The 24542-nt window shown below is 62.9% G+C and carries 21 protein-coding genes and 2 rRNA genes (1 of these 23 running past the window's edge); 10 read left to right on the top strand and 13 right to left on the bottom strand.

The genetic code is table 11. From position 1 onward, the window contains the following. The first annotated feature begins 27 nt into the window (after positions 1-27). Positions 28-1020 (top strand): quinone oxidoreductase family protein, encoded by a 993-nt coding sequence (locus H2LOC_RS19065; protein ID WP_162009803.1) that lies wholly within the window; start codon positions 28-30, stop codon positions 1018-1020. Positions 1021-1308: 288 nt separating this feature from the next. On the opposite strand, the gene lysA is transcribed toward H2LOC_RS19065, so the two are convergent. The 9 genes from lysA to fabD all read right to left on the bottom strand — a co-directional run bounded on the left by lysA (position 1309) and on the right by fabD (position 10686). Next, positions 1309-2586: a diaminopimelate decarboxylase gene (lysA, locus tag H2LOC_RS19060; RefSeq protein WP_136497160.1), complete on the bottom strand. Its 1278-nt coding sequence runs from the start codon at positions 2584-2586 to the stop codon at positions 1309-1311. Between the two features lie 3 nt (positions 2587-2589). After that, positions 2590-2880 carry an LPS translocon maturation chaperone LptM gene (gene lptM, locus H2LOC_RS19055; RefSeq protein WP_136497161.1) on the bottom strand — a complete coding sequence of 97 codons (291 nt, stop codon included), beginning with the start codon at positions 2878-2880 and terminating at the stop codon, positions 2590-2592. A gap of 87 nt (positions 2881-2967) precedes the next feature. After that, positions 2968-3612, bottom strand: a complete 645-nt coding sequence (gene gmk / locus H2LOC_RS19050; RefSeq protein WP_136497522.1) for a guanylate kinase — start codon at positions 3610-3612, stop codon at positions 2968-2970. A 79-nt stretch (positions 3613-3691) separates the two neighbouring features. Beyond that, positions 3692-4579, bottom strand: coding sequence for a YicC/YloC family endoribonuclease (locus tag H2LOC_RS19045; protein ID WP_136497162.1), 888 nt, complete (start codon positions 4577-4579; stop codon positions 3692-3694). Between the two features lie 52 nt (positions 4580-4631). Further along, positions 4632-6560 (bottom strand): endolytic transglycosylase MltG, encoded by a 1929-nt coding sequence (gene mltG / locus H2LOC_RS19040; protein WP_136497163.1) that lies wholly within the window; start codon positions 6558-6560, stop codon positions 4632-4634. A 446-nt stretch (positions 6561-7006) separates the two neighbouring features. Further along, on the bottom strand, positions 7007-8269 hold the full coding sequence (fabF, locus tag H2LOC_RS19035) for a beta-ketoacyl-ACP synthase II (protein WP_136497164.1): 1263 nt from the start codon (positions 8267-8269) through the stop codon (positions 7007-7009). A 97-nt stretch (positions 8270-8366) separates the two neighbouring features. Next, entirely contained in the window at positions 8367-8606 is a 240-nt protein-coding gene (locus tag H2LOC_RS19030; protein WP_136497165.1) for an acyl carrier protein, read from the bottom strand. Positions 8607-8918: 312 nt separating this feature from the next. Continuing rightward, positions 8919-9656: a 3-oxoacyl-[acyl-carrier-protein] reductase gene (gene fabG, locus H2LOC_RS19025; RefSeq protein WP_136497166.1), complete on the bottom strand. Its 738-nt coding sequence runs from the start codon at positions 9654-9656 to the stop codon at positions 8919-8921. Positions 9657-9738: 82 nt separating this feature from the next. Continuing rightward, positions 9739-10686 (bottom strand): ACP S-malonyltransferase, encoded by a 948-nt coding sequence (gene fabD / locus H2LOC_RS19020; protein WP_136497167.1) that lies wholly within the window; start codon positions 10684-10686, stop codon positions 9739-9741. A 212-nt stretch (positions 10687-10898) separates the two neighbouring features. Between fabD and leuD the strand changes: the two genes are divergently transcribed. The 5 genes from leuD (at position 10899) to ptsN (ending at position 16083) form a co-directional block, all read left to right on the top strand. Next, entirely contained in the window at positions 10899-11504 is a 606-nt protein-coding gene (leuD, locus tag H2LOC_RS19015) for a 3-isopropylmalate dehydratase small subunit (RefSeq protein WP_154331725.1), read from the top strand. Positions 11505-11634: 130 nt separating this feature from the next. Further along, a complete protein-coding gene (gene lptB, locus H2LOC_RS19010) occupies positions 11635-12606 on the top strand; it encodes an LPS export ABC transporter ATP-binding protein (protein WP_246206899.1) in 972 nt (323 codons plus the stop codon). A gap of 203 nt (positions 12607-12809) precedes the next feature. Beyond that, the gene (gene rpoN / locus H2LOC_RS19005) at positions 12810-14375 is read left to right on the top strand and encodes an RNA polymerase factor sigma-54 (protein ID WP_136497168.1); all 1566 of its coding nucleotides are present in this window, start codon (positions 12810-12812) and stop codon (positions 14373-14375) included. Positions 14376-14701: 326 nt separating this feature from the next. Beyond that, on the top strand, positions 14702-15268 hold the full coding sequence (gene hpf, locus H2LOC_RS19000; RefSeq protein WP_136497169.1) for a ribosome hibernation-promoting factor, HPF/YfiA family: 567 nt from the start codon (positions 14702-14704) through the stop codon (positions 15266-15268). 350 nt (positions 15269-15618) lie between these two features. Further along, positions 15619-16083 carry a PTS IIA-like nitrogen regulatory protein PtsN gene (ptsN, locus tag H2LOC_RS18995; protein ID WP_136497170.1) on the top strand — a complete coding sequence of 155 codons (465 nt, stop codon included), beginning with the start codon at positions 15619-15621 and terminating at the stop codon, positions 16081-16083. A 103-nt stretch (positions 16084-16186) separates the two neighbouring features. Here ptsN and H2LOC_RS18990 read toward each other — a convergent pair whose 3' ends face one another. Continuing rightward, the gene (locus H2LOC_RS18990; RefSeq protein WP_136497171.1) at positions 16187-16471 is read right to left on the bottom strand and encodes a con-10 family general stress protein; all 285 of its coding nucleotides are present in this window, start codon (positions 16469-16471) and stop codon (positions 16187-16189) included. A gap of 356 nt (positions 16472-16827) precedes the next feature. Next, positions 16828-17646 (bottom strand): response regulator, encoded by an 819-nt coding sequence (locus H2LOC_RS18985; RefSeq protein ID WP_136497172.1) that lies wholly within the window; start codon positions 17644-17646, stop codon positions 16828-16830. A gap of 293 nt (positions 17647-17939) precedes the next feature. On the opposite strand from H2LOC_RS18985, the gene H2LOC_RS18980 reads away from it, so the two are divergent. The 4 genes from H2LOC_RS18980 to H2LOC_RS18965 all read left to right on the top strand — a co-directional run bounded on the left by H2LOC_RS18980 (position 17940) and on the right by H2LOC_RS18965 (position 21297). Continuing rightward, complete coding sequence (locus H2LOC_RS18980) at positions 17940-18287, top strand: NepR family anti-sigma factor (protein ID WP_136497173.1); 348 nt, start codon at positions 17940-17942, stop codon at positions 18285-18287. Between the two features lie 18 nt (positions 18288-18305). Continuing rightward, positions 18306-18881 carry a sigma-70 family RNA polymerase sigma factor gene (locus tag H2LOC_RS18975; protein ID WP_136497174.1) on the top strand — a complete coding sequence of 192 codons (576 nt, stop codon included), beginning with the start codon at positions 18306-18308 and terminating at the stop codon, positions 18879-18881. Positions 18882-18970: 89 nt separating this feature from the next. Then, on the top strand, positions 18971-20368 hold the full coding sequence (gene fumC / locus H2LOC_RS18970; protein ID WP_136497175.1) for a class II fumarate hydratase: 1398 nt from the start codon (positions 18971-18973) through the stop codon (positions 20366-20368). Between the two features lie 281 nt (positions 20369-20649). Then, positions 20650-21297, top strand: a complete 648-nt coding sequence (locus tag H2LOC_RS18965; RefSeq protein WP_136497176.1) for a HEAT repeat domain-containing protein — start codon at positions 20650-20652, stop codon at positions 21295-21297. Positions 21298-21477: 180 nt separating this feature from the next. Here the strand turns inward: H2LOC_RS18965 and rrf are convergent. Together rrf and H2LOC_RS18955 are read right to left on the bottom strand one after the other, a co-directional pair. Continuing rightward, positions 21478-21593: ribosomal RNA gene (gene rrf / locus H2LOC_RS18960) — 5S ribosomal RNA — on the bottom strand. A gap of 59 nt (positions 21594-21652) precedes the next feature. After that, positions 21653-24542 (bottom strand): 23S ribosomal RNA (locus tag H2LOC_RS18955) (it continues 80 nt past the right edge of the window).

Raw genomic sequence — 24542 nt, 5'->3', positions numbered from 1 at the left:
ATCCGCAGCTTCGGCGGCCCCGAGGTCTTGAGCTTCGAGGATATGGATGCGCCCCGGGCCACGCCCGATCACGTCGTCGTCAGGGTCGCGGCCGCAGGCGTCAACTACTACGACATCCTGATCCGCTCTGGAATCATAAGCCGCGACATTGCTCTGCCTCATATCGGCGGCAGCGATGTCGTCGGAGAGATCGCAGAGGTCGGCGATGGAGTCTCCGATTGGCGCGAGGGCGACAAGGTCATCGTATCTCCTGGCTATCCGACGAAGCCTGAGGAGCGGGGTCATGTCCCCGAAAACGAAGCGTCGAGCTATTTTCCAACGGGCACCTTCGAGCGCGGCGGCTTTGCTCAATTCATGCTCGTGGATCAACGCTGGCTTCTGCGCGACAATACAGGACTGCCTCCTGAAGAACTCGCGACAATGCCGCTGGCGCTCGTCACCGCGGTCCACGCGGTGAAAACGCTGGGACAGGTCACTCCGGGCAGCCGCATCCTCGTCCAGGCTGGCGCCTCCGGCAGTGGAACCATGGCGATTCAAGTGGCCAAGGCCATGGGAGCTCAAGTCATCACAACGGTCAGCACCGCGGCCAAGGCGGAGGTCGCTCGCCGTATGGGAGCAGACGAGATCGTCTTCTACAAAGATTTAGACGTCGCCAATGCTGTCCTTGAATGGACGGGAGGCGCGGGCGTCGACGCGGTCATAGATCCCGTCGGCGGCATCACGCTGGCGGATAGTCTGAACAGCCTCAAGCCACGCGGCATTGTTGTGAATTTTGGGCTGACGGGAGGCGCCGAAGCTACGATTCCTCACCTTTATCCTTTTTTTCGCAGCGAGCGCCGCTTGGTTGGCTCGTGGATGGGCAGCATGGAAGAGTTACGCTTTGGTCTCGATCTGGTTCGTCAGGGCCGAATCAACGCCGCTCTCGACAAAACACTGCCTCTGAGCCGAGGCGCTGAGGCGCAACGCCAGCTTTCTGCGGCCCAAGTCGCCGGAAAAATCGCACTCCTACCCTGGGCCTGACGGAAGACAGCGCGTCGAGAGCGGAGATATGCCGGTCATCATCGGAGATGGCATCCACGATCGGTTGGCGCGCCTCATCCGAGCTGTTTTTGGATATCCTCGGAGAGAAAGGCGCTCATGCACGCAGCGTGGCGGGCGTCGCAAGCCTGCCAGGGGCGGCGGCCGTCGAGCGCGCAATCACGTTCGCCGGAGCGCTGAGCGAATTCGGCGGGTTGTGATCGACCCCGCCTCCGAATCGGCAATCGCAGCTCAATCGCCGCGCCGGGCGGCAAGCCGTGTGGCCCCGCTTCAGCCCTGCTTCAGCCAGTCCGGCACGCGGTCGAGCGCGATCAGCGCCTCTATGCTTTCGCGGGGACGAATGACCGCAAAGCGGTCGCCGTCGACCAGGACCTCGGGAACCAGCGGCCGGGAATTATAGGTTCCCGCCTGCACCGCGCCATAGGCTCCGGCGGTGAGGACGGCCAGAAGATCGCCCGGAGCCGGCTCGGCCATCTTGCGCCCATGCGCCAGATAGTCGCCGGTCTCGCACACCGGGCCCACGATGTCCGCGACGATTTTCCTGACGCCGGCCGCCGGCTCGGCGACGGGAACAATCTCATGGAAGGCGTCGTAGAGCGTCGGCCGGATCAGATCGTTCATCCCCGCGTCGACGATGACGAAATTCTTGGCTTCGCCGTGCTTCACATAGACGACGCTGGTGACCAATATTCCGGCGTTGCCGACGATCAGCCTGCCGGGCTCGAACACCAGCTTGCAGCCGAGCCCTTCGAAGTGCCGGCGCACGATTTCGGCGTAGCGCTCGGGGTGGTAGGAATCGGGGTCCTGGCCGGCATGATAAGGAACGCCGAGCCCGCCGCCGAGGTCGACATGTTCGATTTCATGGCCGACGGCGCGCAGGTCCCGCACCAGCTCCGCCAGAAGCGTGAAGGCTTCGTCGAAGGGCGCGAGATCGGTGAGCTGGGAGCCGATATGCATGTCGACGCCGACAATCCGCAAGCCCGGCAAACTCGCGGCATGGGCGTAGATCTCGCGGGCGTGAGACAGGGGCACGCCGAATTTGTTTTCCTTTTTCCCGGTCGAAATCTTGGCGTGGGTCCTCGCGTCGACGTCCGGGTTCACCCGCAGGGAAATCGGGGCCCTGCAGCCCATCGAGACCGCAATGGCGGAAATCGCCCGCAGCTCCGGCTCGGACTCGACATTGAAACAGAGAATCCCCGCTTCGAGCGCGGATCGGATTTCCGGTCCGGTTTTGCCGACCCCGGAAAAGGTTATCTTCTGCGGCGATATGCCGGCCGCCAGCGCGCGCGCGAGTTCGCCGCCAGAGACGACATCCGCCCCCGCCCCCAGCGACCCCAGCAGAGTGAGAACCGCCTGATTGGAGTTGGCTTTCATGGCGTAGCAGACCAGCGCGTCCAACCCGTCGAACGCCGACGCGAAAACGGTGAAATGCCTGCGGATGGTGGCGGCCGAATAGCAGTAGAAGGGCGTGCCCACGCTTTCAGCCAGAGCGGGCGCAGAGACGTCCTCGGCGTGGAGGACGCCGTTCCTGTAATCGAAATGATGCATGGTTCAGAGCAGGGGATCGAGGAAGAAGGGATAGGCTTCCGGCGGACGATGGCCGACATCGCCCTCCATGGGTCCGGCCGTGGGTTTTGCGCCCTCTTCGCTGAGCTTCGGCTTTTGGCCGGCCGGAGCTTTGGGAGCGGCGGCCTCCTGCTCGGCGCGGCTCGCCTCCCGCGCCGCCTGCACGTCCGGCGGCAATTCGAGCGGGCCTTTCCGCCCGCAGCCGCCGAGGGCCACGGCGAGCAGCGTCGCGGCGGCTGAAGCGGCGATCAGGCGTCTGTTGCGACGAGAGGGCATTCCCTTGCGTTCCATGGATCCGAAACCAGCGAGACCGGCACTATATAGCCTAAAGCCGCGCGAATACGAGCGCGCCCTCACGCTTTCTTATCGCTCGCCGAGAAGCCCCTGCACAAATGCTTCGATATTTTTGGCCCGCCGCGGACGCTTCTGGCGCTCCGCCCGCAAAATCGCCAGCAGGTCGTCGAAAGTGGCCTGGATGTCGTCGTTCACGAGCACGTAGTCGTACTGGGTCCAGCGTATGATTTCCTTGCGCGCGTTCTCGAGCCGGCGCTCGATCACTTCGCGCGAGTCCTCGGCCCGTCGCTCCAGCCGGGCCCGCAGCTCCTTCATCGACGGCGGCAGGATGAACACGGTCACGGCGTCGTTGGACATTTTCTCGCGGACCTGCTGGGTGCCCTGATAGTCGATGTCGAAGAGGGCGTCGCGACCCTGGGACAGAATCTGCTCGACCGGCTCGCGCGGGGTGCCGTAGAAATTGCCGTGCACCTCGGCCCATTCGAGCAGTTCATTGTTGTCGCGCATGGCCTCGAACTGGCGCTGGGCGATGAAGCGGTAATGAATGCCGTCGACCTCGCTGGATCGTCGCGGCCGGGTCGTCACCGAGATCGAAAGGGTGAGATCGAGGCTGCGATCCTGCAGCAGCATGCGCGTCAGCGTGGTCTTGCCCGCGCCCGAGGGCGAGGAAAGAATGAGCACTATTCCGCGATGTTCGGTCTGTAGCGAAGGCATGGAGCGCTTGGGTTCGGGTGAATACAAGATTTAGGCCTTCGAGGCTCCTAGCACCAGCGCCTCCCGCTCCGCCACCCGCCTATTCGATATTTTGCACTTGTTCACGCAATTGCTCGACCTCGATCTTGAGTTCGAGCCCGATCTCCGTGAGCGACGGATCGTTGGATTTGGCGCAGAGAGTGTTGGTCTCGCGGGAAAACTCCTGAGCCAGGAAGTCCAGCCGCCGCCCGATCGGGCCGCCGCTCGCGAGCAGCGCGCGGGCGCTCGCGACATGGGCGGCGAGCCGGTCCAGCTCTTCCCGAATATCGGTCTTCACCGCGATCAGCACCGCTTCCTGATGCAGCCGCTGGGGATCGAAGGCGTTGGCGTTCTCGAGCAGCATGGCGATCTGCTGCCGCAACCGCGCCTCTATGGCCTCGGGTCGCCGGGCCGGCAGTTGGTTGGCCTCTTCCGTCAGAAAGGCGATTCGGTCGAGCCGCCGATGGAGAACCGCTTTCAGGGCTTCGCCCTCGGCGTGGCGGGAGTCGATCAGCCGCGCCAGGGCTTCGTCGAGACAGGCGAGCGCTTGGGCGTCGAGGGCGGCGCGCTCTTCTTCGCTGTCTTCCGGCTCCACGAATTCGACGACTCCCCGGATCGCGAGCAGGCCGTCGAGGGAGGCGGGCTGCAGATTGGCCCGCAAGGGAACGTCGTCCAGCGCAGCGAGCAGGCGGCCCAGCGCCGCCTTATCGATTCGAACGAGGCCGGCCGAATCCTCTCGTTTGGCCGTGAGGCCGGCGGAACAGGCGCCGCGGGCGAGCCTGGCCCCGATGGCGCCGCGCGCCTTGATCTCCACGGCGTCGAAGCCGGGCGGAACGCGAAGCCGCAGATCGAGCCCCTTCGAATTGACCGTCTTCAGCTCCCAGGCGAAACGCCACGGCCCCCTGTCGCCGTGGGCGCGGGCGAAGCCGGTCATGCTGGCGAGTTTCATGCGGCGGGTCCTTTTGTCGGGCTCGTCCAGACGAGACCGGACGCAGCGTGGTCTAGCGCAAAGACGCGCTCGCCGGAACCACCTTCGCCGAGCTGAGATCCCAGGATCTGTCGCGCAGCGGGTCCAGCGCGGTGCCCTCGGAAGCGTCTATCGCGCGATAACGGCGCGGCTGTTGCCCTCCAGGGCCTTCGACCGCGGAGGCGGCGGCGAGCATCTGCGCCGGGGCCTCGGCGGCGGCGTCGCGCGCGCCGACCACGCCGTCGGGCAGATCGTCGGAGCCCGCAGTGAGGCCGAGCCGGGCCGCCCGCGCCTTCTGCTCGGCGCGGGCGCGCGCCGAGACGGGATAGCTCGTCACCTCGGGCCCCGCGTCGGCCACGGGCTTGCCGTCCGGCCCCTCGGGCGCGACGTCGATGTCCCCGCCGTCGCCCGGGCGAGCCGACGCCGCCGCCGCGGCGGCCACGGCGACCGGATCGAAGGTGGAGAGGCTCCTCGGCTGCGCTTCGGCCAGGCTGAAGAACGGGCGCGCAGGACGAACCGCCCGGCTCGAAGGCGCGGCGCCGAAGCTCGGATCGTCGAAGGATTCGATGGCCATCAGGCCCGCCTCCGGGCCGAATTTGCCAAGCCGATGGGTGGGGCCGTCATCCTCGGCCATGCGCCCGGCCGGAGGATAGTCTTCATGTCTCTCGCCCAGCTGGATCAGCCGGCCGCTCGGCCCGGCCCGCCCATGCTGATCGCGAGGCGCGGGCGGAGCGGCGCCGGGCGTGAGACGGTCGACGTCTGGCGCCGGCTTTTCTTTGGTGTCGCGCTCGATCTGGCGCCATCTCACCACATTGCGATTGTGCTGGTCGAGCGTTTCCGCGAACACATGCCCGCCGGTCCCGTCCGCCACGAAATAGAGATCGGCCGAATGGGCCGGGTTCGCCGCCGCCTCGAGCGCGGCGCGCCCCGGATTGGCGATCGGCCCGGGGGGCAGCCCGTCGACGGCGTAAGTGTTGTAGGGCGTGTATTTGTCGATCTCGGACCGCGTGATGCCCCGACCGAGCGTCGCCTTGCCGCCCACCAACCCATAGACGATGGTGGGATCTGATTGCAGCCGCATGCCCTTCCGGAGACGGTTGACGAAGACCGCGGCGACGTGGGGCCGCTCCTCGGCCTTGCCGGTTTCCTTCTCGACGATGGAAGCCAGCGTCACCAGTTCATAGGGGGTGCGGAAAGGCAGGTCGCGGCTGCGGCGCGCCCATATCTGATCGACCAGCTTGCGCTGGTCTTCCTGCATTTTGGCGATCAGCTTGGAGCGCGGATAACCCCGCGCGACCTTGTAGGTCTCCGGCAGGAGGGCGCCTTCCTTCGGCGTGTCCATCACGTCGCCGGCGAGAACCTCGCTGTCGCGCAGGCGCTGCAGGATCTGTTCGCTGGTCAGCCCCTCGGGAATGGTGATCGCGTGCAGAAGCTGGCGTCCCGCGATCAGCTCGTCGATCACTTCCTGCATGCTGACGCTCTGCTTGAAGAGATATTCGCCGGGCTTGAGAGCGCCGATCCTTCCGGAGACCAGCAGAGAGATGTTCATCAGCGTCGGATTGTCGATCACGCCCTCGCGTTCGAGCTGCGCGATCATTTCGGGAGCGTCGCTGCGCGGCGGCAGATAGACCACCTTGTCCGCATGCAACGGCCCCGGCTCGTTGAGGACGTGACGGGCGGAGATCAGGCCGAAAACGCCGGCGACCAGCGCCACCAATATGAAGCTGAGGAAGCCGCTCATCGCGGACAGCGTGCCGTCCCGGCGCTTTTTTTTGCGCGGCGGGGGCGGAGGCGGGGCCGAGGGCTTGGCGGCCCTGGGCTTGAATAACGCCGCGCGGCCACGCTCAAACAGGCTGGGCCTGCCGCCGGGAGAAGTCGCTGCAGCCTCTTCGCCGTCGGGTTGCCGAGTCGTCGGCTCCTGTTCCGAAGCTGCGGGCTTTCCGCCGATTTCGCTATCGTTCATGGGTCACGCCATTTCTCGCCGGCAAACTGGATTCGCCCACAGCCTTAAGGAAGTGGGAAAAACCGAAAGCGAGCGCCCGCAGAACCCGATCCGCCAACGAGCCGTGAGCGCCCGACCAAACCACTATCGTAACGAGCCCTTCCGGCGCTCATTCTATCCAAGGACCGGCTCGCTTGCGCCAAAAATGGGCGGCCCCATGGTCGCAGCCCGGCCCCTGGCGACGCGCCGCCCGGGCGGCCTACGCCGTAGCGGCCAGACTATCGTCGATTGTGGCGAAAACACGAATCTTTCCTGGATTGGGCGACGATCCGCGGCAACCGCTGTGGATAAGGTCTCGTCCCGGGACGCCTCGCGCCCTTTATCCGGGATGAATCGCCCAAGCGAGAAGATAACCCGTCGGAGCGACGGGCGGGACGCTCTCGGCGAACCCGCCCGCAGGTCTCTCGTCAGTCCGCCCGGCGCAACACCAGCGACGCGTTGGTTCCGCCGAAGCCGAAGGAATTGGAAAGCGCCACGTCGATCTTGCGTTTGCGCGCCACATGGGGGACGAGGTCGATTTCCGTCTCCACCGAAGGATTGTCCAGATTGCGCGTCGGCGGCGCCACCTGGTCGCGCAAGGCCAGAATCGAATAGATCGCCTCGACCGCCCCGGCCGCGCCGAGAAGATGCCCGATGGCCGATTTGGTCGACGACATCGAGAGCCTGGGTTCCTCGTTTCCGAGCAGCCGCTGCACGGCGTTCAGCTCGATTTCGTCGCCGAGCGGCGTCGACGTGCCATGGGCGTTGACATAGTCGATGTCGGAGACGGACAGGCCGGCGCGCTTCAAAGCGATCTTCATGCACCGATAGGCGCCGTCGCCGTCGGGAGCGGGCGCGGTGATGTGGTAGGCGTCCCCCGACATTCCATAGCCGATGATCTCGGCGTAGATCCGGGCGCCGCGGGCCTTGGCGTGCTCGTAGGACTCCAGCACGACGCAGCCGGCGCCCTCGCCCATGACGAAACCGTCCCTGTCGCGGTCGTAAGGACGGGAGCCCGCCTCCGGACGGTCGTTGAAGCCTGTCGAGAGGGCCCGGCACGCGGCGAAGCCCGCAACGCCGATCCGGTTCACCGGCGACTCGGCGCCGCCGGCGACCATGACCTCCGCTTCGCCCAGCGCGACGAGACGCGCCGCGTCCCCGATCGCATGGGCGCCCGTCGAACACGCCGTGACGACCGCGTGATTTGGGCCCTTCAAGCCGTGCATGATCGAAACATATCCCGACGCCAGATTGATGATGCGTCCGGATATGAAGAAGGGCGAAACGCGCCGGGGGCCTTTTTCCTTCAGCGTTATCGAGGTCTCGTAGATGCCGCCGAGGCCGCCGATGCCGGAGCCGATCAGAACGCCGGTGGTTTCCTGCTTTTCCGGAGTGTCGGCTTTCCAGCCGGCGTCGGACAGGGCCTGGGTCGCGGCGGCGGCGCCGTAGATGATGAAGTCGTCGACCTTCCGCTGTTCTTTGGGATCGAACCAGTCGTCGGGATTGAACGCGCCCTCAACGCCGGAGGCGCGGGGCACCATCGCCGCGATCTGACAGGCGAGGTCGGAAACCTCGAAAGTATCGATGCGCTTGAAGCCGCATTCCCCGGCTATCAACCGCTTCCAATTCACGTCAACGCCACAGCCCAACGGCGATACAATGCCGAGACCGGTGACCACCACCCTGCGCATGGCTCACTCTCGGAAAGGATGTTCTTTCGACAAGAAACTTGCGCTCCAAGCGCACGACGGGCAAAAGCTCGCGTCGGGCGCTTGTGCGGAAGACGGCTCAGGCGGCTTTGGCCTGCTCCAGGAATTTCACGGCGTCGCCGACCGTGAGGATCGTCTCGGCGGCGTCGTCGGGAATCTCGATTCCGAATTCTTCCTCGAAGGCCATCACCAGCTCGACGATATCGAGGGAGTCGGCTCCCAGATCGTCGATGAAATTCGCTTTGTCGACGACCTTCTCCGGCTCGACGCCGAGGTGTTCGACAACGATCTTCTTCACGCGCTCGGCGACATCGCTCATTTGCTCTGATCCTCGTTCGAATTTGCGCCCGCGACAACACATCGCAGGCCGCTCCCTAAACTTTGGCGGCCGGCGGCTCCTGACGAGCCGAGGTCGATCGCACTTTCCTTAATCTTGGGTCGCAATATCGCCTTATCAGGCGATAGCGGACCGACGCAAGAGCGCCTGGCCGGCTCGAAGCCGGCGATCGAAAAGCCGAAGCCCCCTTCGCGGCGAGGCGTCTGGTAGCACACTTCAACTTTGAAGGCGAGAGGCTGCGATCAAGGCCCCGCAGGGAATCTCCGGCGGCGGCGCGGGCCGCGCTTCTCTATGTCAAATCATCGCCATGCCGCCGTTCACGTGCAACGTCTGCCCCGTGATGTATCCGGCTTCGGAGCTTGCGAGAAACACCGCAGCCGCGGCGATTTCCGTCCCCGTGCCGAGCCGGCCGGCCGGAACCGCCTCGAGAATGCGCGTCCTCTGCGCCTCGTTGAGCGCATCGGTCATGGGGCTCTGGATGAAGCCCGGCGCAATGCAGTTGACGGTGACGTTCCTGCTCGCGACCTCGGCGGCGAGCGCTTTGCTCATGCCGATCATGCCGGCTTTGGCCGCCGCATAATTGCCCTGTCCGGGGTTTCCCGTGACGCCGACCACCGAGGTGATGTTTATGATGCGGCCATGGCGCTTGCGCATCATGCCGCGCAACACCGCGCGAGAAAGGCGAAAGGCCGACGTCAGATTGACGTTCAGAACCTCGTCCCAATCCGCGTCTTTCAGGCGCATGAACAAATTGTCGCGGGTGATTCCGGCGTTGTTCACGAGAATATCTAGCCCGCCCATCGCGGCCTCGGCGGCGGGAACCAGGCCTTCCGTCTGTTCCTTATCGGAAAGATTGCAGGGAAGCACATGGACCCGCTCGCAAAGCTCCGCCGCCAGCACGTCGAGCGCCTCCCGCCTCGTGCCTGACAACGCCACGGTCGCGCCGGCCTGGTGCAGCCCCCGTGCGATATCCTTGCCGATGCCTCCGCTCGCGCCCGTCACCAATGCGGTCCTGCCAGTCAGATCGAACATGTTTTTTCCTCCCCCATATATTTTGTGCTTTTTTTCAGCTTTTGTTCAATTGCGGCGCTTTGCGCCCGGACTATCCGGCCTCTCATAAAAACGCCCGAAAAGCCTCCAGATCCGCCGGTCCGCCGACGCTTATCCCCGAAACGCCGGGAGCGATGCGCTTCAAGAGGCCCGCCAAAACCTTGCCTGCGCCGCATTCGACGAATTTCGTGACGCCCGCTTCGGCCATGAAGACGACGCTCTCGCGCCAGCGCACCGCGCCCGTCACCTGCTCGACCAGAAGACGGCGGATGATTTCCGGATCGGTTACGGGCGCCGCCGTCACATTGGCGACGACGGGCGTGCAGGGCGCCGCAATGGCGGCGTGGGCCAGCGCCTCTTGCATCGCATCGGCCGCGCCCTGCATGAGCGCGCAATGGAAAGGGGCGGACACCGGCAACAGAACGGCGCGCTTTATGCCGCGCTCCTTTGCGAGCTCGATGGCGGCTTCCACGGCGGCCTTCGCTCCCGAAACGACCACCTGGCCTCCGCCATTGTCGTTCGCGACCTGACAGACGCCGCCGGCCGCGGCCGCAGCGGCCGCCGCTATCTCGGCGGCGGCGGCGAGCTCGGCTCCGAGCAGCGCGGCCATCGCGCCCTGCCCCACCGGCACGGCGGCCTGCATCGCCGATCCGCGAAGCCGCAGCAGCCGCGCCGTATCCGAAAGACTCAGCGCCCCGGCGGCGCAAAGGGCGGAATATTCTCCGAGCGAATGGCCGGCGACGAATTCGGCCTGCCGCGCCAGATCCAGCCCCGCCTCCACCTGCAGGACCCGGACGACCGCGATCGACACCGCCATAAGCGCGGGCTGGGCGTTGGCGGTGAGCGTGAGCTCCTGCTCCGGCCCCTCGAACATGGTCTTGCTCAGGGACTGGCCCAGAGCCGCGTCGACTTCGTCGAACACATCGCGCGCCGGCGCAAATGTCTCGGCGAGCGATTTGCCCATTCCGACCGTCTGGGACCCCTGCCCCGGAAAAATAAACGCTGCCGACATTTTGCTCCCCTTGCGCCCGGTTTTTTCCGGTGGCGAGTCGCATTGCCCGGCATGAGTGTCAAGCTGGGCCTCTTCCGGCCGAGCCGGGCTTTTGCGCGAGGGAGGAGGATTTGCTACACGGCGGGTAACCGAACCGGGCGCCGGGGAGAGGGATCGCGGGACGCCGCGAAGCCCTCGGCGTCGAGATGAAAACAGACGAGGCGAAAGCAGAAATGGACAAATTCACCACGCTGACCGGCGTCGCCGCGCCGCTGGAGATCATGAACGTCGACACCGACATGATCATCCCGAAGCAGTATCTGAAGACGATCGCCCGGACCGGCCTCGGCAAGGGCCTGTTCTCGGAGCTCCGCTATCGCGAGGACGGTTCGGAAAACCCCGATTTCATCCTCAACAAGCCGGCCTATCGCAATGCGTCCATCATCATTGCGGGAGACAATTTCGGCTGCGGCTCCTCGCGCGAGCATGCGCCCTGGGCGCTTCTGGATTTCGGCGTGCGCTGCGTGATCTCCACGAGCTTCGCCGATATTTTTTACAACAACTGCTTCAAGAACGGCATCCTGCCGATCAAGGTCTCGCAGGGCCAGCTCGATAAATTGATGGACGACGCCGGGCGCGGGGCCAACGCGACCCTGACCATCGATCTCGAGCGCCAGGAAATCCGCGGCCCGGACGGCGGCGTGATCGGCTTCGAGATCGACGCCTTCAGGAAGCACTGCCTGCTCAACGGGCTGGACGACATCGGCCTCACGCTGCAGAAGGCCGACAAGATCGCGGATTTCGAAAAACAGACCGCGGCGGCGCGGCCCTGGGCCTGACGCCCCGATCTCAGCGCCAGACGTCGCAGAATATAGTATCACGCTAGAGCCCGCCGCCCGCCTCGGCGTCGGGCGGCCGAACCGAACCCGTCGCCTCCTTTCCGCATCCGTCCCTGGAATCCTGGTCTCCGTGCGCTTCTTTTTCAATCTTTCCACCGGCCTCGGCAACGCGCGCGACGCTCTGTCCCGCGCGGTCGGCGGGGCGTTCAAAAGCCGCGAGGGAAACCGGAAGCAGGACGAACTCAAGGAAGAGGAATGGAGCCGGGAAGCGGAGGCCGCTTCGGATGCTCAAATTTCAGGCGCCCCCGAAACTTCGCTCCAGCCCATCCCCGGCGGCTTCGGCAAACCCGCCGCGGGAACGGATGGCCACAATGATTCGGAAGGCGTGCTGGCCATCCATAATGTGGCCAAATCCTATAAAGCGCGCCGGGTCGTCGAGGATGTGAGCCTCCATGTGCGGCGGGGCGAGGCGGTGGGCCTGCTGGGGCCGAACGGCGCGGGCAAGACCACGGTCTTCTACATGATCACCGGCCTGGTAAAGCCCGACAAAGGCCTCGTCACCCTCAACGGCTACGACGTCACGCCCCTGCCGATGTACCGGCGCGCTCGCCTCGGGGTCGGCTATCTGCCGCAAGAAATGTCTGTCTTTCGAGGACTGTCGGTAGAAGACAACATCCGCGCGGTGCTGGAGATCACGCAGCCCGACAGGCGCAAGCGCGAGGATGAACTCGAAGGGCTTCTCGACGAATTCCGGCTCACCCGCCTTCGCAAGACGCCGGCCATAGCGCTTTCCGGCGGCGAACGGCGCCGCTGCGAGATCGCCCGCGCTTTGGCGGGCCATCCGTCGTTCATGCTGCTGGACGAACCTTTCGCGGGCATCGACCCCATCGCCATCGGCGGCATCCAGGAGCTGGTTCGGCACCTGAAGTCGCGAGGCATCGGCGTTCTGATCACCGACCACAGCGTGCGTGAGACCCTGGGTCTGACCGACCGCGCCTATATCATCTACAACGGCCATGTTCTGACCGAGGGCACGGCGGAGGAGATCGTCGCCAATTCCGATGTCCGCCGGATTTATCTCGGCGAAGATTTCCGGATGTGATTTTTGCGGCGCCCGCATGTCGGAAAAATTGCGACATACGCGGGCCGGGGCGCCTTCCAGCTCCGGGGAAGTGATTAACCGTTAGACATTTAGGCAGGAGGCGCCGCAGATTTGAGCCTCCCTTTAGCTTCGCCGCATGTTATAAGCAAAAAACAGGCCGATACCGCGAAAGTATCGATTTTTGTTTCGCGCGAGTGTGCAGCATGGCGATATCCAACAAGCTGATGATGCGACAGGGCCAGGCCCTGGTGATGACGCCGCAACTGCTGCAGGCGATCAAGCTGCTGCAATTTTCCAATCTGGAGCTGTCGAACTTCCTTCACGACGAGCTCGAGCGCAATCCGCTTCTCGACGCGGAGGGGGCCGACTTCGCTCCGACCGAGCAGACGGCCTCGGCGGAGGGGGATGCAGGGGACGCCCCCGCGCGTGAGTTCGAGGAGCCGCGGGATGGCGACTGGGCTCAGGACTCCCTTTCCGTCGACGCCGCGAGCCTTTCCGCAGATCTCGGCACCGAGGTCGGCAACGCCTTCGAGGCCGACGGGCCCGCAGTGGCCCCGGCGGCGGCCACCGCCGCCATGGAGGGGACCGGGCTTTCCGCCACCTCCTGGACCGGAGCGTCCGGGGCCGGAGGCGACGGCGAAACGCCCAATCTCGAAGCCTACATCGCCTCGGCGGCGACGCTCCATGAATCCCTCGAGGAGCAGCTCGCGCTCGCCTGCCCCGACGCCCGTCGACGCTTCATCGGGCGGGCGATCATCGACGCGATCGACGAAAACGGCTATCTGCGCGAGCAGATCGGGGACATCGCCGCCCGGCTCGGCGCCTCGCCCGAAGAAACCGAGGCGGTTCTGACCATCATCCAGGGATTCGACCCCTGCGGCGTCGGCGCTCGCGATCTCGCCGAATGTCTGGCCATCCAGTTGCGGGAGCGCGATCGATTCGATCCCGCCATGCAGATATTCGTCGCCAATCTCGCCCTGGTCGCAAAGCGGGATTTCGCCCAGCTCTCGCGCCTTTGCGGCGTCGACGAGGAGGATGTCGCGGATATGGCGATGGAGGTGCGGCGGCTCGATCCCAAGCCCGGCCGCGTCTTCGGCGACGCCCCGGTCCAAACCGTCGTCGCCGATGTGATCGTAAGGGCCGCCGGCGACGGATCATGGCATGTGGAGCTGAATTCCGACGCTCTTCCGCGCGTGCTCCTCAACCACAGCTACGCAGCGACAGTGAGCGCCACGGCGAAGAGCGACACCGACAAGAGCTTCATCTCCACCTGCATGCTCAACGCCAACTGGCTGTTGAAAAGCCTGGAGCAGCGCCAGCGCACCATCCTGAAGGTCGCCTCGGAAATCGTGCGCCTGCAGGACGCCTTCCTGGCGAAGGGGGTGGAGCATCTGCGCCCCCTGAATCTGAGAACGATCGCGGACGCCATCGGGATGCACGAATCGACCGTCTCACGCGTCACCTCCAACAAATATATGATGACCCCGCGGGGAATCTTCGAACTCAAATATTTCTTCTCCGCCTCCATCGCCACGACGAGCGGGGCCGCGGCGCATTCCGCGGAGGCGGTGCGCTTCAAGATCAAGCAGATGATCGAAAAGGAGAGCCCCGACGACATTCTGTCCGACGACGCTATCGTGGCGCGGCTGAAGGCCGCCGACATCGACATCGCTCGCCGCACGGTTGCGAAATATCGCGACAGTCTTCGTATCCCTTCTTCAGTCGATCGCCGCCGGCAAAAGACTTCCGCGCTGCGGCAGCAGGCATAGCCGTGCTTACGCCGGAGTGACTTTAGAATAATTCTAGAACCACTTCGGCGAGGTTCGGCTCAACAATTCAATTCTGCGCCGTTTCCTGCCGACCGGACTATTCCATCCGGTCTGTATAGCATGCCCCCTGAGAGTCCCATTGACTTCGGTTGCGGAGGATCATAACGCTGCGTCGAGTGTCGGCCGACCCAGCGCAGGGTCGCGCGCGCCGTGCGGCGATCGCGGCTCCCCGGCGCTCGAACGATTCGGTTCGAGCCGAAAGCGCGCCAGAGGCGCAACAACCGACCGGCGCAGGGGCCGCTCGTCGAAGAGGGTGGAAGTCGAGCATGTCATTGCGGGTATCGGGTAAGAACATGAATATCGGCGAGGCTCTTCGCAGCCACGCCGCCGAGCGCGTGGGCGCTGTCGCCGGAAAATTCTTCGATGGCGGCGTTTCCGGCCATATGACGCTTACGCCGGATGGAACCGGATACCGCGCCGATTGCAACCTCCATCTCACCTCCGGAATGATCCTCCAGGCCGATGGTCGCGCCCAGGACCCTTACGCCGCCGTAGACCAATCGATCGACCGCATCGAAAAGCGCCTGCGCCGCTACAAGAGCCGCCTGAAGAGCCATCACGATCACGACGCGGGCAAAGTCGAAATCGTGCCGAGCTACGTTCTGGAGGCTCCCGATCAGGAACTCGAAGCTCCCGCCGAGTTCAGCGCCGCCGTCATCGCCGAATCGACCACCCAGCTCATGCGCCGTTCGGTGTCGCAGGCCGTGCTCGATCTGGATTTGACCGGAGCCCCCGTCATCGTGTTCCGCCACGCTTCCACTGGGCGTCTCAACATCGTATATAGGCGCAACGATCAGAACGTGGGCTGGATCGATACGCCGGACGGCGCATGAGGCGGGCTCTACGGCGTCGCGAAGAACGAGGCGGCCAGGTGAACTGAAGCGACCAGGGGAGGTTGCAGGCCCGAGGCCTTTCTTCCGGCTTTTTCGGCATATATTTTGCGTGACAGCTCGGCGCGCCAACTCTGGCGCGCAAGCGACGAAAGCGAAGGACATACCGGCGCCGATCAAAAAGGGCGTCGTGCGCGGTCAGCTTAAATCACGCCAGAAAATGCAGCCGTCCGCAAGAGACGGCCCGGAATGCGCGCCCTCGGCGCGCGGAAGGTCATGCCGATAAAAGAGGCGCCGCCAGGAGCGGCCCGGAACAAACTATAACGTCGCAGTCTCGATAGGATGCTCTGCACATGCGGCTCACCGATTTGCTCACGCCCAAGGCGGTCGTCACTTCGCTCAAGGCTACGTCGAAAAAGCAACTGCTGCTGGAGTTGAGCGAAAAGGCCGCCGAGATTTCCGGCCTTCAGGCGCGCGAAATATTCGACGCCCTGCTACAGCGCGAGCGCCTCGGTTCGACCGGCATCGGCGAAGGCGTGGCCATCCCTCACGGGAAGCTCGGCAAACTCAAGAACATATTCGGGATTTTTGCGCGCCTCGAGCGGCCCGTCGATTTCGACGCGCTCGACAACGCTCCGGTCGATCTGGTTTTCGCCCTGATCACGCCCGAATCCGCCGGCGCCGATCATCTGAAGGCGCTGGCCTGCGCCGCCCGCATGCTGCGCGATCCGGCGATGGTCGCCACCATCCGCGCCACCCGCGACCCCGGCGCCCTCTACTCCCTCATCGCGCACCGCTCGCAGCCGCACGCCGCCTAAAAAGAGAGCAACCTTCCCGTTTCACCGAAACAGGAAGGTTCCCGGTTCTCACTCTGGCGCTCTTCGCCGGGGCTCAGCCCCGTCGGGAAAACATGGGAGTTGCTTAGTTGGGCGCGGCCCGTTTGCTCGAGCCGACGTGAGAAGCATGTCCTCCCTTGCGTCCCGCTTCGGAAGCAAGAGCATGATCTCGCGAGAAACTGCGCTTATCGGGATTGACGCTCTGTCCTCCCTTGCGCCCGGCCTTGGCGGCCAATTCCGGATTCTGCGAGAAGCTTCGCTTCGAATCGGGGACGCTCTGCCCGCCTTTCCGCGCAATCAGCCTTTGCTTCTCGGGGTCCATGGAAGCGAAGCCACGGTTGGATTTGCGTGGTTGCTGGATCGTCGTCATTTTTCACCTCGCCTTCGCTCGAGCCCCGCTTTTTCGGCGAGGTTCGACGCGTTGATTTTGCGGCTGGCGCTCATCACACCGACGCCTTCGGCAGGCGCCGCCGCTCTCACAGCGGGATAACGCGTGGCGTTAAGACAAAGTTGCTCCCCCTGGGGCGAATAAAAAATTTTTAAGGTTTACACATAAAGGCTTCTGAATACGAAATCCGCTCGGCTGGAGCGGCATTTCGTATTCATCCGCCGCAAAATCGATGCCGATCAGTGATTTTTGCGGCGGTCGCTTCTGCGGATCGCGAAGCGGTATCGCGGAGGCCGCATGAATTGGAACGAGGTTTCTTTAAGCGGGGTCGGCCGGGCCTAGCTCCGGGACGACGGCTTTGATTTTTTGTCGAAGAATAAAGCCTGGCTGATGACCGCTTTCAGGGCGTCGACCGCGAAAGGCTTGGCGATGAGGAATGCCGGCTCCGGCGCCTCCCCGAGCAGGAAACGTTCGGGATATGCGGTTATGAAAATGACCGGAGTCGAGAACTCCCCCAGAATCTCGTTCACGGCTTCGAGCCCGGAACTGCCGTCGGCGAGCTGTATGTCCGCGAGGATGAGGCCCGGCCTCGACTGCCGGATGACGGAAACGGCTTCCCTGTGCGTGCGCGCGATCGAGACGACCTTGTGACCCAGTTCCTCGACCACCTCGCGCAGATCGAGGGCGATCAACGGCTCGTCCTCGATGATGAGGACGTCGGTCGCGATCTGGTCGGAAATCTCCTTGTTGGCGGCCTCGATCAGCGCGCTCGCCTCCTTTGTCGAAACATCCAGCGTCCGGGCCACTTCGTCGACGGCGAAACCCTCGAGCGCATTGAGCAGGAACGCTATCCTCGGCCGCAGCGAAATTGCATCGAGCTTGCGGCGCGCGCCCGATTCTATATCGGAGGAGCCGCCGGGCTCCGGCTGCGCATTGATCGGAGCGGCGGCCCAGATATCGAGCAGCAGCCGATACAGGGCGATCTTGGGATCCTCTATGATGCGAGCCCCATTGCCGCCGCCGTTCTTCTGATCGGCGACGAGCGTCTCGAGCGTGGCGAGCGCATAGGCGTCGCCTCCTTCCCGACTTCCGGTCAGGGCGCGGGAAAAGCGTCGCAAATAAGGAATATACCGCCCGACTTCGCGTGATATCGTCATTATCGGCCGCTCCAACGCGCGTCGGGCGCATTCCGCAAAAGCTGGCGGACTTTTGGGATCGGAATGCGCTCCAATCGATCAATCGGCGCGATTTCCCGCCGCCCGCACGACTTGCGAAAGCGCGCAACGCGCCCCGCCCAGCGACAGCTCCGCTCCCTGTGCGACAAAAACGCGCTTCATGGAACGGAACTATTCGCTAAAAGTGGCGTTCACCAGTTATCGCCCCCCGTGCAGTATAACGCGGCGCCGGACGGCGGCCAGAAAAATTCATGCGTCCCACCAACGAGGAGCCCATGGCCGAAGAAACGCGCAGCAGACCTTCCAAACATATAGGCGCCGACTCGCAGGATCGAGCATCCGACGACGATAATTCTGGAAAGGTCGATCTGCGCAGGGAAAGCAGCCGAAGGGAACCGCTGGCGCTTCTGGACCGAGGGCTGGGCAACGGGGAGGCAGGCCCACGCAAGGATTTCGGCGTTCCGCGTTGCGCCGTCGGATTCGGGGCCACGGTCTCGGAGCATATCGGCAAGGAACTTCGCAGCTTCTATGACGACATAGTAGCCCAACCCGTACCCGACAGGTTTCTCGACCTCTTGAACGAACTGGAGGCGGACGCGATATATCGCAAGGACGGCTCCTGAAGCGTAAAGAGGCATTGATTGGCGACATCGGGCTCGGCGGAAGCTTCGGGAGGGATCAAGACGGATCTTGTGTCCGCCATCCCCAGTCTGCGCGCATTCGCAGTTTCGCTATGCGGAAACCCGGACCGCGCCGACGATCTGGTGCAGGAGACGCTGGTCAAGGCCTGGGTCAGCCTCGCCTCTTTCACCGAGGGCACCAACCTCACCGCCTGGCTGTTCACCATCCTCAGGAACATCTACTATAGCGACTACCGCAAGCGCCGCAGGGAGACCTCCGATCCCGACGGCCTGATGGCCGCCAAAATGGTGGCGCCCGCGACCCAGCCCGGGCATATGGACTTCCTCGATTTCCGCGCTGCGCTCCAAAAGCTTCCGCTCGATCAGCGCGAAGCCCTGATCCTCGTGGGGGCCTCGGGCCTTTCCTACGACGAAGCCGCAGCGATCTGCGGCTGCGCCTCGGGCACGATGAAAAGCCGGGTCAACCGGGCGCGCAACCGGTTGGCCGAACTGCTGTCGCTCGCGGGCGGCAGGGACGGCGCCGCGCCCTTCGAATTCGGCGAGATCGTCGGGGCGGAGAACGCCGAGGCCGATTGAACCCAGGCGGGAAATGCCGCATAGGGGATGTCGCGAATGCCGGCGCCTCCGACGCTTTGCATCCAAATCCCTGTCCTGCGAGCATTCCGATGACAACCGACCAACGTATAGAGCGCGATTCCTTTGGCGACATCGCGGTGCCGGCCGCCGCCTATTGGGGCGCCCAGACCCAGCGCTCGCTCGAGAATTTTCCCATCGGCGGCCAGCGCATGCCGATCCAGGTGACCCACGCCCTGGCCCGGATCAAACGCGCCGCCGCAGAGGTCAATGCCGCCAAAGGATTGATCAAGCCCGAGATCGCCAAGGCGATCGTCGCCGCCGCAGAAGAAGTCATCGAGGGCAGGTTCGACGATCAGTTCCCCCTGGTCGTGTGGCAGACCGGGTCCGGCACGCAGTCGAACATGAACGTGAACGAGGTGATCGCCAACCGGGCCAATGAAACGCTCGGCGCCGGCCTCGGGGCGAAGGCTCCCGTCCACCCCAATGACCATGTCAATTACGGCCAGTCCTCCAACGACTGCTTCCCCACTGCGATTCACATCGCCTGCGCTCTTGCGGTTTCAAAGAAACTCATTCCCGCGGTGCAGCGCCTGCATCAGGCGCTCGCGGCAAAATCCAAAGAGTTCGACTCGATCGTCAAGATCGGGCGCACCCATCTGCAGGACGCGACTCCCGTGACTCTGGGCCAGGAATTTTCCGGCTACGCCGCCCAGGCGGAATACGCCGTCGTCAGGCTCGAAAAAGTCCTGCCCGATCTTCTTGCGCTGGCTCAGGGCGGCACGGCCGTCGGCACCGGGCTCAACACCGCGGTGGGCTTCGCGGAGGCAGTCGCCGCCAATATCGCAACCCAGACCGCCCTGCCCTTCGTGACTGCGCCCAACAAATTCGAGGCGCTCGCGGCGCATGACGCCGTCGTCTTCGCCCATGGCGCGATCAACGCCCTCGCAACCGGGCTTTACAAGATCGCCTGCGACATCCGTCTGATGGGCTGCGGGCCCCGCGCCGGCTTCGCCGAGCTCAAGCTACCTGAAAACGAGCCGGGCTCCTCGATCATGCCGGGCAAGGTCAACCCGACCCAGGTCGAAGCCATAACCATGGTTTGCGCAAGGGTGTTCGGCAATCACGCCACCATCAGCTTTTCGGCGACCCAGGGCCATCTCGAGCTCAATGTGATGAAGCCGGTGATCGCTTTCGCCATGCTCGAATCGGTCGATCTGCTGGCGGAGGGAATCGACAGCTTCATCCTGCGCTGCCTCGACGGGATCGAGCCCGATCTTCCCAACATCACGCGCTTTCTCGAGCGTTCCCTGATGCTGGTCACGGCGCTGGCGCCCCGAATCGGCTATGACGCCGCGAGCAAGATCGCCCGCGCGGCGCATAAGAACGGCACCAGCCTGAAGGAGGAAGCCCTTGCCTCCGGCAAGGTCACGGAGGCCGAATTCGACGCCATCGTCCGGCCGGAACAGATGCTCAGCCCGGGCGCTTAAAAACGGACATGCTTATCGATCGGACGGAAACGTCCGATCGATACAAACAAGCTGCACCGATTTCCAGGGCAGACCATTTTCGGCGACGGAGTAGCCCGGTCCCCGAGTTCACCTCGAACCGAAGGACAGAGGTCTTGCAAACATCTGGGCGGCTCGGAGAGGAAAAGCAAGACAGACGCTCGACCGCGGAGCTGGTAGCGGCCGCCTTGGCGGAGATGGAAGATGATGAGAGTACGAACCCTTCCATGGTGGCGTTGCAATCTCGGGGCACAAGAGACGTCTTGGACGCCTCGATTGCACTGACGAGGTCGCAGGATCCAAATGCACGGTGGCTCGGGGTTATGATTCTAGGCCAGTTGGGCCCTCCCGAGCGCACATTTCCGGAGGAGTGCTGTGACGCCCTCCTTGAGATCATTGACCGCGAGCAGGACATGGATGTCTTCACAGCGGCTGTGTTCGCCTTTGGCCATCTCGGAAACCGCCGCTGCGACAGCGCTCTGATCAAGTTGCGCAACCACGCCGAGGACCGCGTCCGCCACGGCGTGGCGTTTGCCCTTTGCGGCGCCACTTCGGAAGCGGCCGTAAGCGCTTTGCTGGAATTGATGAATGATCCCTATGAAATGGCGCGGGATTGGGCCACCACGAGTATCGGCCAGATCGTTTCGATTGACGGCCCTGAGATTCGGGATGCGCTGCTGCAACGCGCCAATGACGCCGACATCCTCGTAAGAGCCGAGGCGCTCCATGGTTTGGCGCGAAGGCGCGACGACCGCGTCGCGCCTTACTTGGTCGCCGAAATCTCGGCCGCAGGCGAGCATAAACGCCTCTTCGTGGATGCCGCCAAATCATATCTCGGGCTTGACGACGACCATGACGTGGATTCCGAGCGGCTCTCGAGATTGCTGCAATTACAGAACAGGCAGCCATAGAGCAGTGGCATCACAACGGACGCTCTCGCTGATCGGGACCGTGCACATCTTTGGCGCTGCGCGACGCGAAAACGCTCCGGAAATGCGCCTTTTAGAGGGCGCATATCCGGAGCGTTTGGGGTTTGGCGTGCGGAACGCCGTCGATTTGAGGCCGCTTGAAGGAGCAATTGCGCTTAGCAGGCCTGGCGACGACCTACTCTCCCAGGTCTTGAGACATAGTACCATTGGCGCTGAAGCGTTTGACGGCCGAGTTCGGGATGGGATCGGGTCTGATCGCTTTGCCGAAGGCCACCAGGCCGGCTAAGAGCAATTTACAAGGGGAAGCAAATGGTTTTGGAGGGCATTGATAATGGGAGCGATCAAGCCTGACGAGCTATTAGTACCGGTAAGCTGCGCGCGTCGCCGCACTTCCACACCCGGCCTATCGACGTGGTCGTCTTCCACGGCTCTTAAGGGAGAACTGGTTTTGAGGTGGGTTTCCCGCTTAGATGCATTCAGCGGTTATCCCGTCCATACATAGCTACCCTGCACTGCGACTGGCGTCACAACAGGTCCACCAGAGGTATGTTCATCCCGGTCCTCTCGTACTAGGGACAAATCCTCTCAATTCTCCGACACCCACGGCAGATAGGGACCGAACTGTCTCACGACGTTCTGAACCCAGCTCACGTACCACTTTAATCGGCGAACAGCCGAACCCTTGGGACCTTCTCCAGCCCCAGGATGTGATGAGCCGACATCGAGGTGCCAAACAACCCCGTCGATATGGACTCTTGGGGGTTATCAGCCTGTTATCCCCGGCGTACCTTTTATCCGTTGAGCGATGGCCCTTCCACGAGGAACCACCGGATCACTATGACCGACTTTCGTCTCTGCTCGACTTGTCTGTCTCGCAGTCAGGCAGGCTTATGCCATTGCACTCGACGAGCGATTTCCGACCGCTCTGAGCCCACCATCGCGCGCCTCCGTTACTCTTTGGGAGGCGACCGCCCCAGTCAAACTGCCTACCATGCACTGTCCCGGACCCGGATGACGGACCGCGGTTAGACATCCATGACGATAAGGGTGGTATTTCAAGGATGGCTCCACACGAGCTGGCGCCCATGCTTCAAAGCCTACCACCTATCCTACACATGCCGACACGAATGCCAGTGCAAAGTTACAGTAAAGGTGCACGGGGTCTTTCCGTCTGACCGCAGGAACCCCGCATCTTCACGGGGAATTCAATTTCACTGAGCTGACGCTGGAGACAGCGGGGAAGTCATTACGCCATTCGTGCAGGTCGGAACTTACCCGACAAGGAATTTCGCTACCTTAGGACCGTTATATTTACGGCCGCCGTTTACCGGGGCTTCAATTCAAGGCTTGCACCTCTCCTCTTAACCTTCCGGCACCGGGCAGGCGTCAGACCCTATACGTCATCTTGCGATTTCGCAGAGCCCTGTGTTTTTGTTAAACAGTTGCCACCCCCTGGTCTGTGCCCCTCGCTGCCGCTTGCGCGACAACGAGGCCTCCTTATCCCGAAGTTACGGAGGTAAATTGCCGAGTTCCTTCAGCGTCATTCTCTCAAGCGCCTTGGTATACTCTACCTGTCCACCTGTGTCGGTTTCGGGTACGGTCTGATGTGGAGGCTATTTCCTGGCGCGGCTTCACTGCCCGGGCAATCCAGTAAGCCCAGACAATTTACGCCACGCGTCACCTTCCACTGGCCCACGAATATTAACGTGGTTCCCATCGACTACGCCTTTCGGCCTCGCCTTAGGGGCCGGCTAACCCTGCGAAGATTAACTTTACGCAGGAACCCTTGGACTTTCGGCGACACTGTCTTTCACAGTGTTTCTCGTTACTCATGTCAGCATTCGCACTTCCGATACCTCCAGAGCGCCTCACGGCTGCTCCTTCGACGGATTACGGAACGCTCCGCTACCACCCTTGCGGGTCCAAAGCTTCGGCTCACGGCTTGAGCCCCGGTACATCTTCGGCGCGGAAATCCTTATCTAGACCAGTGAGCTGTTACGCTTTCTTTAAAGGATGGCTGCTTCTAAGCCAACCTCCTGGTTGTTTTGGGATTTCTACATCCTTTCCCACTTAGCCGTGAATTGGGGGCCTTAGCTGTTGGTCTGGGTTGTTTCCCTCTCCACGATGGACGTTAGCACCCACCGTGTGTCTCCCGCATATTGCTTCCAGGTATTCGGAGTTTGGTTAGGTTTGGTAAGTCTGTGGGACCCCCTAGCCCATCCAGTGCTCTACCCCCTGGAGCATTCATGCGAGGCGCTACCTAAATAGCTTTCGCGGAGAACCAGCTATTTCCGAGTTTGGTTGGCCTTTCACCCCTAACCACAAGTCATCCGAGTCTATTTCAACAGACACCGGTTCGGTCCTCCAGCAAGTGTTACCTTGCCTTCAACCTGCTCATGGCTAGATCACTCGGTTTCGGGTCTATTGCTACGAACTCGACGCCCTATTCAGACTCGCTTTCGCTGCGCCTACGCCTACCGGCTTAAGCTTGCTCGCAACAATAAGTCGCTGACCCATTATACAAAAGGTACGCAGTCACCCAGGACGAACCTTGGGCTCCTACTGTTTGTAGGTATCCGGTTTCAGGAACTGTTTCACTCCCCTCGTCGGGGTGCTTTTCACCTTTCCCTCACGGTACTTGTTCGCTATCGGTCGCTGAGGAGTACTTAGGCTTGGAGAGTGGTCTCCCCATATTCAGACAGGATTGCACGTGTCCCGCCCTACTCATATCTTGCAGTCTTCGAAATCCGTACGGGGCTATCACCCACTATGGCCCGGCTTTCCAGCCGGTTCCAGTTGGAATACTGCAAGCATTGGCCTGGTCCGCGTTCGCTCGCCACTACTAACGGAGTCTCGTTGATGTCCTTTCCTCCGGGTACTTAGATGTTTCAGTTCCCCGGGTTCGCTTTTGCATCCTATCTTTTCAGATGCAAATACCTTCTCATGATCTCTGTTAGTCCGAAGACATGTTGCTTGCGCTGCAAGCAGCGCATCCCTCGCATGAGCTCGGCGTCGCTTCGCTCCCAGCAAAACCTCAAGGTTTTGCCGGGAAACAGGTCCTAACGCCGCTCGCGCGTCGCAAGAACCACAGCCCGCCGTTCCTGAAAGGAACATCATGAAAAACCGTTTCCGTTTGTGCACGGCTCGGTTTTCTTCGGAATAACAGAGATCGAAGGTGGGTTTCCCCATTCGGAAATCCGCGGATCAAAGCTTGTTCGCAGCTCCCC

The sequence above is a fragment of the Methylocystis heyeri genome, assembly GCF_004802635.2.
GTDB classification, from domain to species: Bacteria; Pseudomonadota; Alphaproteobacteria; order Rhizobiales; family Beijerinckiaceae; genus Methylocystis; species Methylocystis heyeri.
This window is presented reverse-complemented; position numbering and strand designations above follow the sequence as displayed.